Source organism: Leifsonia poae, assembly GCF_020009625.1.
Classification (GTDB): Bacteria; Actinomycetota; Actinomycetes; order Actinomycetales; family Microbacteriaceae; genus Leifsonia; species Leifsonia poae_A.
The window spans coordinates 853562-865720 of record NZ_JAIHLP010000002.1 but is presented as its reverse complement, the minus strand read 5'-3'; the positions used below and the strand labels follow the sequence as shown (position 1 = coordinate 865720).

8 protein-coding genes and 2 pseudogenes are annotated in these 12159 nt (G+C 67.1%); 8 read left to right on the top strand and 2 right to left on the bottom strand.

The features are described from left to right. Positions 1-34: 34 nt before the first annotated feature. From K5L49_RS04725 to K5L49_RS04710, 4 genes and pseudogenes are all read left to right on the top strand, one after another. Positions 35-3442, top strand: a complete 3408-nt coding sequence (locus K5L49_RS04725) for a pyruvate carboxylase (protein ID WP_223690850.1) — start codon at positions 35-37, stop codon at positions 3440-3442. Positions 3443-3587: 145 nt separating this feature from the next. Next, entirely contained in the window at positions 3588-4883 is a 1296-nt protein-coding gene (locus tag K5L49_RS04720; RefSeq protein ID WP_223690849.1) for a MinD/ParA family ATP-binding protein, read from the top strand. A gap of 53 nt (positions 4884-4936) precedes the next feature. Beyond that, positions 4937-5428, top strand: a complete 492-nt coding sequence (gene def, locus K5L49_RS04715) for a peptide deformylase (RefSeq protein ID WP_223690848.1) — start codon at positions 4937-4939, stop codon at positions 5426-5428. Between the two features lie 49 nt (positions 5429-5477). Then, positions 5478-5816: pseudogene (locus K5L49_RS04710) on the top strand (NAD-dependent epimerase/dehydratase family protein); the annotation flags it as partial. Here K5L49_RS04710 and K5L49_RS04705 read toward each other — a convergent pair. After that, positions 5812-6807 carry an IS481 family transposase gene (locus K5L49_RS04705; protein WP_223690382.1) on the bottom strand — a complete coding sequence of 332 codons (996 nt, stop codon included), beginning with the start codon at positions 6805-6807 and terminating at the stop codon, positions 5812-5814. The pseudogene K5L49_RS04710 and the gene K5L49_RS04705 overlap by 5 nt on opposite strands. A 105-nt stretch (positions 6808-6912) precedes the next feature. On the opposite strand from K5L49_RS04705, the pseudogene K5L49_RS04700 reads away from it, so the two are divergent. Further along, positions 6913-7425, top strand: a pseudogene (locus tag K5L49_RS04700) (NAD-dependent epimerase/dehydratase family protein); the annotation flags it as partial. A gap of 503 nt (positions 7426-7928) precedes the next feature. Further along, positions 7929-8531 (top strand): very short patch repair endonuclease, encoded by a 603-nt coding sequence (locus K5L49_RS04695; protein WP_223690847.1) that lies wholly within the window; start codon positions 7929-7931, stop codon positions 8529-8531. Here the strand turns inward: K5L49_RS04695 and K5L49_RS04690 are convergent. Further along, on the bottom strand, positions 8486-10315 hold the full coding sequence (locus tag K5L49_RS04690; RefSeq protein ID WP_223690846.1) for an AMP-dependent synthetase/ligase: 1830 nt from the start codon (positions 10313-10315) through the stop codon (positions 8486-8488). The two genes, K5L49_RS04695 and K5L49_RS04690, sit on opposite strands and share 46 nt — an antisense overlap. A 147-nt stretch (positions 10316-10462) precedes the next feature. Between K5L49_RS04690 and K5L49_RS04685 the strand changes: the two genes are divergently transcribed. Together K5L49_RS04685 and K5L49_RS04680 are read left to right on the top strand one after the other, a co-directional pair. Beyond that, the gene (locus K5L49_RS04685; RefSeq protein ID WP_223690845.1) at positions 10463-11413 is read left to right on the top strand and encodes an ROK family glucokinase; all 951 of its coding nucleotides are present in this window, start codon (positions 10463-10465) and stop codon (positions 11411-11413) included. Positions 11414-11422: 9 nt separating this feature from the next. Then, on the top strand, positions 11423-12112 hold the full coding sequence (locus K5L49_RS04680) for a lysophospholipid acyltransferase family protein (protein WP_223690844.1): 690 nt from the start codon (positions 11423-11425) through the stop codon (positions 12110-12112). Positions 12113-12159 lie beyond the last annotated feature (47 nt).

Here is a 12159-nt window from a genome sequence, read left to right as displayed (position 1 = left end):
CTGTGTGGCGTGGCCCCCTGCTCGAAAGGTCCCAATGTTCCGTAAGATCCTCGTTGCCAATCGTGGTGAAATCGCCATCCGAGCCTTCCGGGCCGCCTACGAACTGGGCGCTCAGACGGTCGCCGTCTTTCCCTATGAGGACCGCAACTCGATGCACCGTCTGAAGGCCGACGAGGCTTATCAGATCGGCGAGCCCGGGCATCCTGTGCGCGCGTACCTCGACGTGAAAGAGATCATCCGCGTCGCGCTGGAGTGCGGCGCCGATGCCATCTACCCCGGCTACGGCTTTCTCTCAGAGAACCCGGAGCTGGCCGAGGCGGCACGCGAGGCCGGCATCACCTTCATCGGTCCGCCGTCGCGAGTGCTCGAGATGGCAGGGAACAAGGTCACCGCCAAGGAGCACGCGATCGCCGCGGGCGTGCCGGTGCTGAAGTCCACTCCGCCGTCGAAAGACATCGATCTGCTCATCTCGCAGGCCGACGAGGTCGGATTCCCGATCTTCGCCAAGGCCGTCGCCGGTGGCGGTGGCCGGGGGATGCGCCGGGTCAACACCAAAGACGATCTGCGCTCGGCGCTCGAAGAGGCGATGCGCGAGGCCGACAGCGCCTTCGGCGATCCGACGATGTTCCTGGAGCAGGCCGTGCTGCGGCCCCGTCACATCGAGGTGCAAATACTCGCAGACTCGACCGGCGCGACGATGCACCTCTTCGAGCGGGACTGCTCGGTGCAGCGTCGCCACCAGAAGGTCATCGAGATCGCGCCGGCGCCGAACCTCTCCGAGGACGTGCGTCAGGCCCTCTACGCCGATGCGATCGCGTTCGCGAAGTCGATCGGCTACGAGAACGCCGGAACCGTCGAGTTCCTGCTCGACACCGCCGGGGAGCGCGCGGGCGAGCACGTCTTCATCGAGATGAACCCGCGCATCCAGGTCGAACACACGGTCACCGAGGAGATCACCGACGTCGACCTCGTGCAGTCGCAGATGCGCATCGCCGCCGGTGAGACTCTCGCCGAGCTCGGTCTCAGCCAGGAGACGGTCCACATCCGCGGCGCCGCACTCCAGTGCCGCATCACCACCGAAGACCCGACCGCTGGCTTCCGCCCCGACACCGGCAAGATCACCACCTACCGCTCGCCGGGCGGCGGTGGCATCCGCCTCGACGGCGGAACCATCAACCCGGGCGCGCAGATCAGCCCGCACTTCGACTCGATGCTGGCCAAGATGACCTGCCGCGGCCGCGACTTCGCGGCCGCCGTGAGCCGGGCGCGCCGGGGCCTCGCCGAGTTCCGCATCCGCGGCGTCGCCACCAACATCCCGTTCCTGCAGGCCGTGCTCGACGACCCCGACTTCATCGCCGGCAACGTCAGCACCTCCTTCATCGAGGAGCGGCCGGAGCTGTTCAAGGGCCGCGCCTCCAAAGACCGCGGCACCAAGATGCTCAACTGGTTGGCGGATGTGACCGTCAACCTGCCGAACGGTCCTCGTCCCGAGACGCACGCGCCGGTGGACAAGCTGCCGAAGCTCGACCTCTCGACGCCGGCTCCCGCGGGTTCGCGGCAGAGACTGCTCGAGCTCGGTCCGGCCGGTTTCGCCGCTGCGCTGCGTCAGCAGACCGCCCTGGCCGTCACCGAGACCACGTTCCGCGACGCCCACCAGTCGCTGCTCGCCACCCGGGTGCGCACGCGCGACCTGCTCGCCGTCGCGCCGTACGTGGCCCGGATGACCCCGGAACTGCTCTCGGTCGAGGCCTGGGGCGGCGCGACATACGATGTCGCCCTCCGCTTCCTCGGCGAAGACCCCTGGGACCGCCTTGCCGCCCTGCGGGAGGCCTTGCCGAACATCAACATCCAGATGCTGCTGCGCGGCCGCAATACGGTCGGGTACACGCCGTACCCCACCGCCGTGACGGACGCGTTCGTGCGGGAGGCCGCCGCCACCGGCGTCGACATCTTCCGCATCTTCGACGCGCTCAACGATGTCTCGCAGATGCGCCCCGCGATCGAGTCGGTGCTCGCCACCGGAACAGCCGTGGCCGAGGTGGCCGTTTGCTACACCGGCGACCTCCTCGACCCGGCCGAGGACCTCTACACGCTCGACTACTACCTGCGCCTCGCCGAACAGATCGTGGAGTCCGGCGCGCACATCCTCGCGATCAAAGACATGGCCGGCCTGCTGCGGCCGTCGGCGGCGGAGAAACTCGTCACGGCGTTCCGCGAGCGGTTCGACCTCCCGGTGCACGTGCACACGCACGACACTCCGGGAGGCCAGCTCGCGACGCTTCTCGCCGCGAGCCGCGCCGGCGCCGACGCGGTCGACGTGGCGAGCGCGCCGATGGCCGGCACGACGAGCCAGCCGAGCGCATCCGCCCTCGTCGCCGCCCTCGCCCACACCGAGCGCGACACCGGCATCTCGCTGGACGCGGTCAACGACCTCGAGCCGTACTGGGAGGCCGTCCGCCACGTCTACAAGCCGTTCGAGTCCGGTCTGCCCGGCCCGACCGGACGCGTGTACAAGCACGAGATCCCCGGCGGCCAGCTCTCCAATCTGCGCCAGCAGGCGAAGGCGCTCGGGCTCGCCGAAGATTTCGAGCTCGTCGAAGACATGTACGCCGCGGCGAACAAGATCCTCGGCCGCATCCCCAAGGTCACACCGTCGTCGAAGGTGGTCGGCGATCTCGCCCTGCACCTCGCCGCCGTGCACGCCGACCCGCTCGACTTCGCCGAGAACCCGCAGAACTACGACATCCCGGACTCGGTCGTCGGGTTCATGGCCGGCGAGCTCGGCGAGCTTCCCGGCGGCTGGCCCGAACCGTTCCGCAGCAAGGTGCTGGCGGGCAAGACGGTCAAGGTCGGCGTCGAAGATCTGAACAGCGACGACGCGAAAGCGCTGGAGGGCACGAGCGCCGAGCGGCGTGCAACTCTGAACCGGCTGCTCTTCCCGGCCCCGACACGGATCTTCGAACAGATCCGCGAACTGTTCGGTGACCTCTCCGTGGTGGATTCGATCGACTACCTGTACGGCCTCAAGCAGGGCACGGAGCACGTGATCGAGATCGACAAGGGCGTGCGCCTCTACATCGGGCTCGAGGCGATCGGCGAGGCCGACGACAAGGGCATGCGCACCGTCATGACCACCCTGAACGGCCAGCTCCGGCCGGTGTTCGTGCGCGACCGAGGCATCGTGGTGGAGGCCAAGACGGCAGAGAAGGCCGATTCGGCGAAACCTGGTCAGGTGGCTGCGCCGTTCTCCGGTGTCGTGACCCTGCAGCTGGGGGTCGGAGACACCGTCGCGGCCGGGCAGTCCGTCGCCTCGATCGAGGCGATGAAGATGGAGGCGGCCATCACCGCCCCCATCGCCGGCACGATCGAGCGCCTCGCCATCCCGAAGACCCAGCAGGTGGACGCCGGTGATCTGCTCGTGGTGATCACTCCGTCCGCGTAGCCGACGCGAGAGCAGGGCCGCCGATTCGTTCGGCGGCCCTGTCGCGTCTCTGCGGGCATTTGGTGCCCGGCGGCGATGGTGGGCCGGTCGCAGCCCGCTAAACTGTCTCAGTCGCTCGCACCAGCGGCAGAAGGAGACGACTTCCGTGGCAGACAAGCCGGACAAGAGCGAGGCGGGCGATCTCGCGACGACGGAGAGCGATCTGACGATCTCGGTACCCGAGAACCTCAGCATCGTCGTCGACCTGCCGCCCGCACCCGCACCGGAGGCGCCGGAAGACGAAGTGGCGGTCGCCATCGACGACGTGCCGGTGAACCCCGGGTTCGTCGCGTCGCCGACCGAGCCGAACACGATGTCGGTCGCCATCGTCGCCTCCCGTCTCGCCACGGGGCCGACGGCCACCCAGCAGCATGACGAGCCGGAGATCCCGCCGCTTCCCGGTTCCGACCCCTTCAGCCAGTCCCGCCGCGACCGCCTCCGCGGCGAACACTCGCAGCAGCCGGAGCCGGCGGCCATGCTCACCGCCGACCGCCTCCTCGAGGTGAACCGCAAGACCCGGCCCGGCCCGGAAGGCGGCTGGCAGCGATTCGTCTACGGAGTCACCTTCCACACGGTGAATCTCGGCGATTCCGCCAAGGTGCGGGCGCGCAAAGAGCTCGACCACCGCATCCAGAAGGCGTTCGAAGGCGGCACTCGGTTCGTGCCGGTGCTCACCCGCAAGGGCGGCGTCGGCAAGACGACCGTCACGACCCTGCTCGGCATGGCGCTGGCCGACGCGCGCGAAGACCGCATCGTGGCCATCGACGCCAACCCCGACCGTGGAACCCTCTCCGAGCGCGTCACCAAACAGACCAGGGCGACCGTTCGGGATGTGGTGCAGAAGGCCCCGAGCATCGGCGGCTTCACCGACTTCTCGGCCCTCGTCTCGCGCGACGAGACCCGCCTCGACATCCTCGCCTCTGACACCGACCCTCTGCTCTCCGAAGCGTTCGACGAGAACGACTACAACGTCGTCGCCGACCTCACGGCGAGGTTCTACTCGATCGTGCTCACCGATTGCGGCACGGGAATCGTGCACTCGGTGATGCGGGCCACCCTGCAGCGGGCCGACTCTGTCGTCATCGTCTCCGGCGGCAGCGTCGACGAGGCGCGCCTGGCCTCCGAGACGCTCACCTGGTTGGAGGCGAACGGATACGGCGACCTGGTGCGCAATGCGATCGTTGCGCTGAACACGGCGACCCAGGGCACCAACCTCGTCAAGCTCGACGAGATCGAGTCGCACTTCCGTTCGCGGGTGCGTGAGGTGGTGCGAATCCCTTACGACCCCCAGCTGGCGGCCGGCTCCGTCGTCTCGTACAAAGACTTGAAGCCCCTGACGAAACAGTCCGCGCGCACGCTCGCGGCACTGGTCGTCGAGGGTCTGCCGACCAACCGCGGCTGAGCGCCGCCCGAAACACCGCCGCCCGGCCGGGCGGAGCATCCGAGGAGAGTGCTGTGACCGAACGACAGATCCGCCTGTTCGGCGACCCCGTGCTGAAGACCGTCTCCGCACCCGTCGGGGCGATCGACGACGGCGTGCGCGGCCTCGTCGACGACCTGATCGACAGCGTGCTTCCCCCGGGGCGGGCCGGCGTCGCCGCTCCGCAGATCGGTGTGAACCTGCGCGCGTTCAGCTACAACGTCGACGGCGATGTCGGCTACATCCTCAACCCGGTGCTCGCTGAGGTGTCGGGGGAGCCGGAGCTGGTCGACGAAGGCTGCCTTTCGGTTCCCGGGCTCTGGTTCAAGACGGCGCGGTACCCGTTCGCCCGCGTGACCGGAACCGACCTCGACGGAAACGCGATCGAGCTCTCCGGCACCGGCGTCATGGCGCAGGCGCTGCAGCACGAGACCGACCACCTCGATGGCACGCTCTACCTCGACCGGCTCGACAAGGAGAGTCGCCGCGAAGCGATGAAGCAGGTTCGCGAGAGCGACTGGTTCTAGCAGCACGAGACCGGTCACAGCTGTCGGCGCGGGTCCGTAGACTGACGCCATGCGAATCGCGGTCACCGGTGGATCAGGAAAGCTCGGGCGCACGGTTGTGCGCGAACTCGCGGCGGCGGGCAACGAGGTCGTCAATCTGGATTCGACGGGAGAGCGCGGTCCAGGATTCGTGCGGGTCGACCTGACCGACTACGGGCAGACGATCGACGCCATCCTCGGCGTGGAAGACAAGCACGACGGGTTCGACGCCATCGTGCACCTCGCCGCCATTCCGGCCCCGGGCATCCTGAGCGATGTCGCGACCTTCCACAACAACATCCGCGTGACGTTCAACGTCTTCCAGGCGGCCCGGCGCGCGGGCATCCGGAACATCGTGTACGCGTCTAGCTGTAGTGCCCAGGTAGGTTGCTCGATAGCCGGGTGATGGGCGGGAGCTTTCCGGTGGCGGTGTGGGGTCGGTGTTGATTGTAGTGATGGAGCCAGGCGGGGAGGGCTGCGCGGCGGGCTGACTCGGAGTTGTAGTGGCGGGCGAATGCCCATCCGTCGCTCATCGTGCGGTGGAAGCGTTCGATTTTGCCGTTCGTTTGCGGCCGGTAGGGGCGGGTGAACTTCGGGCGGATGCCGAGGTCCGTGCAGGCGTGTCGCCAGGCGTGGGAGCGGTAGGCGGAGCCGTTGTCGGAGAGGACGCGTTCGACGCGGACTCCACGATCGGCGAACCAGGACGTCGCCCGTTGGAGGACTCCGATCGCAGTCTCAGCGCGTTCGTCGTCGTGGATCTCGGCGTAGGCGACGCGGGAATGGTCATCGATCACGGTGTGCACGAACGCGTGTCGCATCTTCGGGTTGTAGTACTGGTTGCGGTCTTTGCCCGGCGTCTTCGCCCGATTCCTGTCGCCCTGGGCTCGGCCGACGAACCGCCACCCGCCGCCGTCGGGGATGTTGCCGAGCTTCTTCACATCGACATGGATCAGCGATCCGGGGTAGTCGTGTTCGTAACGTCGGGCCGGTTCCCCGGTCTTCACATCGACATGGGTGAGCCGGTTGAGACGGCAACGCACCAGAACCGCGTGAACGGTCGACGCCGGCATCCCCAGCCGGCCAGCGATTTGCACCGGACCAAGGCGTTTCTTGATCCGCAGATGCACGATCTTCTTCACCAGCAGCTGCGGGGTCCGATTCGGATGCGCGTGCGGGCGGGAGGACCGATCTGTCATCCCCTCCGGGCCGAGTTCGACGTAGCGGCGTGCCCATTTCGCGGCGGTCGGCCACGAAACACGGAAGTAGTCAGCCGCCGCAGCGACGGTCCAGCCCTCGTCGATGATCAGTCGCGCAACACGCAACCTTTGCCGCGGCGTCAAAGCCGCATTACCGTGAGACACGAGAACCTCCAGGTTTCGAGTGAGTGTCTAAGCAACTCCCACTCTGGCCCGGAGGTTCTCGCCATGTCACGGATGCCAAATCAAACAACGTCCCTGGGCACTACATCTAGCGAGACGGTGCTCGGCCTGCCGTTCGACGCTCCGCCGCCGTACATCCCCGTCGACGAGGAGTACCCGGCCCGCCCGGAGAGCACATACTCGCTCGTCAAGCATCTCGAAGAGCAGATGGCGATCGAGCTCGTGCGGTGGGATCCGCAGCTCAAGATCGTGGCGCTGCGCTTCTCCAATGTGATGGAGCCCGCCGACTATGCGGAGTTCCCGTCGTTCGACGCCGACGCGCGAGCGCGCAAATGGAACCTCTGGGGCTACATCGACGCCCGGGACGGCGCCCAGGCGATCCGTCGTGCCCTCGACTGGGAGGCGACCGGCTTCGACCGGTTCATCATCGCGGCGGCCGACACCGTGATGTCGCGGCCAAACGCGGAGCTCGTCGCGGAGGTCTTCCCCGACGTCCCGGTCACCGGTGACCTCGGCACCACCGACACCCTGCTCTCCATCGGTAAAGCGCGGCGCATCCTCGGCTACGCTCCCGCCCACTCCTGGCGCGACCACATCTGACCTCCTGCACGGCCGACATTTGCCACAAATCCCACTTTCGACGCCGCCAGAGCCGGCATTCGGCACAAATGTTCTTTCCACAGGGTCGTAGTGGTCGGGGCGTTTTCCACTGTTTGGGTGGGATGCGGGCGACGATGATCGTCGGGGTGTCACGATGTGCGCACGCGAACGCCAGAACCGCTGCCGGCCCCGCTCGCGATGCGACCCTTCCACGCTCGGGAGGCGCAGGTCCACGGCCTGAGGCCGTCACGCCTGCGGGCGCGTGACATCCACCATCCGTTCCAGTCGATCCACTCGGCGGTCGCTCCGCAGTCGGTGCGCGAACTCTGCGGTGCCTACCTGCTGAAGATGCACCGGGTGCACATTTCTCACACCGGACGGCCGCTGAACTCCTCGGTGTGCCAATGCCGTCGACGGTGGAACGGGGCGCGGTGCATGTCAGCGTCGAACGGCCGAGGACGGCACCGCGCGGGCGTGGTGTGATCGGGCACAGCCTCGGTCGGGTGGTTCCCTCGGTCGTCGATGGCTTTCCGATCTGCTCGCCGTCTCAGGTCTGGTGTCAGCTGGCCGGGGCGCTCGACCGGGAGGATCTCGTGGCGGCGGGGGACTTCCTCGTCGGCTCCCGCGGACGTGAGCCGATTGTGACGTTCGAGGGGCTCGTCGAGGCCGCGCAGTGTCTCCACCGCACGAAAGGTGCCCGCGCCCGCGAATGGGCTCTCAGCGAGATCCGGTTCGGCGCAGACTCCCGCCCGGAATCGCTGTTGAGGCTGCTGCTGCGGGCGAACGGCTATCGGGATCTGCGGGTCAACGAGCCGGTCGACGTGCTCGGCGGAACAGTCCGGCTTCATCCGGATCTCAGCATCCCGTCGCTGAGACTCGCGGTGGAATACGAGGGCGACCACCACCGGATCGACCCGCAGCAGTGGCAGGACGACATCGAGCGCCGCGACCTCGTGGAGTCGCCATCGCCGAGCGATGCTCGCGGCCAGCAACGACACATTTGTGCCGAATGTCGGCTCCACATGAACGGGAGGCGCCATTCGGCACAAATGTGTGTGCGTCAGTGGGCTAGGGAGATGCCCTGCGTGGCGGGCGCGCCGGAGTAGATTCCGTCGATCGTGTCGGCGAAGTCTTTCAGGATGACAGCGCGCTTGATGCTGAGTTTGGGTGTGAGGTGCCCGCTCGCCTCGGTGAGGTCGCTCGGCAGGATGACGAACTTGCGAATGGACTCGGCCCGGGAGACGTTCGTGTTCGCCGCATCCACGGCCCGCTGGATCTCGGCGTTGACGGCCGGGTTCACGGAGGCCTCCGCGAGACCCATCGACTTGTCTTCGCCGTTGTTGGCCAGCCAGGTCGGAAGCATCTCAGCGTCGAGGGTGACGAGCGCGGCGATGAAGGGTTTCTGGTCGCCGACGACGACGACCTGACTGACCAGCGGGTTCGACCGGATGGGGTCTTCCAGCGCTGCGGGGGAGACGTTCTTGCCACCGGCAGTGACGATGATCTCCTTCTTGCGGCCGGTGATGCTGAGGAAGCCGTCGTCGTCGAAGCTGCCGAGGTCGCCGGTGCGGAACCAGCCGTCGTCGAATGCCGCCGCCGTGGCTTCGGGGTTCTTCCAGTACTCCTCGAAGACGTTGATGCCTTTCACCTGGATCTCGCCGTCGTCCGCCAACCGGATCGAGACGCCGGGAAGGGCGGGGCCGACGGTGCCGATCTTGAACAGGTCGGGCAGATTGACCGTGGCCGGGGCGGTGGTCTCGGTGAGGCCGTACCCTTCCAAGATCTTGATTCCGAGACTGTGGAAGAAGTGGCCGAGGTGCGAGCCGAGCGGCGCCGAGCCGGAGACCGCATACTTCACCCGCCCGCCCATCGCCGTGCGCAGCTTGCTGAACACGAGCCTGTCGAACAGGGCGAACCGCAGGCGCAGACCGAATGGCACTGAACCGGCCTCGACCGCTTTCGAGTACTCGACGGCCACGCTCGCGGCGCGGCGGAAGATCTTGCCCTTGCCTCCGGCTTCGGCCTTCTGTTCGGCCGAGTTGTAGACCTTCTCGAACACGCGCGGAACCGCGAGGAGGAAGGTCGGCTTGAAGCTGGCGAGGGCGGGGAGGAGCTCCTTCGTGTCTGCCTGGTGACCGACGCGCACGCCGGCGTGCACGCACAGGACGGCGATGAAGCGGGCGAACACATGAGCGGTGGTGATGAAGAGCAGCGTGGAGGCCCCGCCCGGCTGCAGGACGACCTCTTTGAGGGCCTCCGCCGAGTTGCGGGAGAGCTCGACGAAGTTGGAGTGGGTGAGAACGCATCCCTTCGGCTTGCCCGTCGAGCCGGAGGTGTAGATGAGCGTGGCGATGTCGGCGCCCTCGGCGATCGTGCGGCGGCGCTCGATTTCCGCGTCGGGGACGTCGACACCGGCGGCCGCCAATTTGTCGAGGTCGCCGAGGTGCAATTGCCAGACGTTTCCGATGTCGGGGAGGTCGGCGTGCACCTCGTCGAAGCGCGCGAACATCTCCGGCGTCTCGAGGATGATCGCGATCGCGCCGGAATCGGTCATGTTCCACTGCACCTGGTGTGGGGACGACGTCTCGTAGATCGGCACCAGAACCGCGCCGGCGAACCAGGTGGCGAAGTCGATGAGCGACCACTCGTAACGGGTCTTGCACATCAGGCCGATCTTGTCGCCTGGCTGGATGCCGCTGGCGACGAGACCTTTCGCCAGGGCGACGACCTGGCGCAGGAACTCGGCGCAGCTGATGTCTTCCCAGGTGTCGCCGTTCGGGACGGCGAACAGGGCTGCATCCGGGGTCGCGGCGACGCGGGCCACCAGGAGATCGGTGGCATTGGCGGTCGGATCTGCGGCGACGATCGCCGGGGTGTCGAACTGTTTCACGGTAACTCCCTCGGTACCGGTACGGGCGGGCTTTCGACCGGAATGGCCTTCGCCAAACTGGTTAACTACACTCTAGATGGTGCGGATGTGAGCTCTCTGGCCGGGCACCGCATCCCCCTCCCTCATTCTTCAGAAAGGCTGCCGCCTGTGCACTCGATCGGGATCGACATCGGCGGTACGAAGATCGCGGGGGCGGTGGTCGACGAACTCGGCACCATCGTCCGCGAGGATCGTGTTCCCACGGATGCCGCGGAGCCTGCGGAGATCGAGAACGCGGTCGTCGCGATGATCGAGCGTTTGGCGAACGGCCCGGAGGAGATCGCGGGCGCCGGTGTCGCCGCGGCGGGGTTCTTCGATGCTGCGCAGTCGACCGTGTACTACTCGCCCAACATCAATTGGCGGCATGAACCGTTGCGGGCCAAGCTGGAGCAGCGGGTCGACCTCCCCATCATCATCGAGAACGACGCGAACGCTGCCGGATGGGCCGAGTTCCGTTATGGCGCCGGCCGCTTGGTCAGCGACATGGTCATCCTGACGATCGGCACCGGCGTCGGCGGCGCGATCGTCAGCAACGACAGGCTGTTCCGTGGTGGTTTCGGCGCGGGCGCGGAGGTGGGCCACATGCGGGTGGTCCCCGGCGGCCTCGCCTGCGGTTGTGGCGCTCACGGCTGCATCGAGCAGTACGGTTCCGGTCGCGCTCTGCAGCGGATGGCGAACGAGCTGGCCGACGCGGGCGGCATCGGCCAGGCGTTGGCGGATGTGCGCTCCCGCACCGGTTCGTTGAGTGGACACGACATCAGCGATCTCATCACGGCGGGCGATCCGGGTGCTCTCGCGGCGCTGCGTCAGCTGGGCGATTGGCTCGGCCAGGCGTGTGCAAGTCTGGGTGCCGTTCTCGACCCGCAGCTGTTCGTGTTCGGCGGTGGTGTCGCTCAGGCGGGCGATCTGCTGTTGGAGCCGATCCGTCTGGCGTATCTGGAGAACGTTCCGGCTCGGGGCTATCACCCGGAGCCCGAGTTCAGGATCGCCGAGCTCGTGAACGACGCCGGCGTGGTCGGCGCGGCGGATCTCGCGCGGTTGAGCGCGTCGGAGCGTTAGGCTGAGCCGATGTTCTACTGGCTGATGAAGCACCTGATCGCAGGTCCTCTGCTCAAGGGCATCTTCCGGCCGTGGGTCATCGGTCTCGAGAACGTCCCCGCCGGTGGGGCGGTCATCCTGGCGAGCAACCATCTCTCGTTCATCGACTCGATTTTTCTGCCTCTGGTCGTCGACCGGCACGTCTCGTTCCTCGCGAAGAGCGACTACTTCACCCGCAAGGGGTTCAAAGGCTGGGCGACGAAGGCGTTCATGACCGCCACCGGCCAGATCCCCATCGACAGGTCCGGCGGTAAGGCTTCCGAAGACTCGCTGAACACCGGGCTCGCGGTGCTCGCCCGGGGGGAGATCCTCGGAATCTACCCGGAGGGCACCCGCAGCCCCGACGGCAAGCTGTACCGGGGCCGCACGGGTGTCGCCCGAATGATCCTCGAGGGCGATGTCCCTGTCGTGCCGGTGGCGATGGTGGACACCGAGAAGATCATGCCGATCGGAACGCGGCTGCCGAAAGTCGGGCGCATCGGCATCGTGATCGGGCGGCCACTCGATTTCTCCCGCTTCGACGGGATGGAGGGCGACCGGTTCATCCTGCGTTCGGTGACCGACGAGATCATGTATGCATTGCATGCCCTCGGCGAGCAGGAATACGTGGATGTGTACGCCAGCAGCGTGAAGGAAAAGCGGGCTTCGCTTTCACGATAGGCTCAGATATCCGGTGCGCGGGATCGCCCGCGCTCCGTCATACCCAC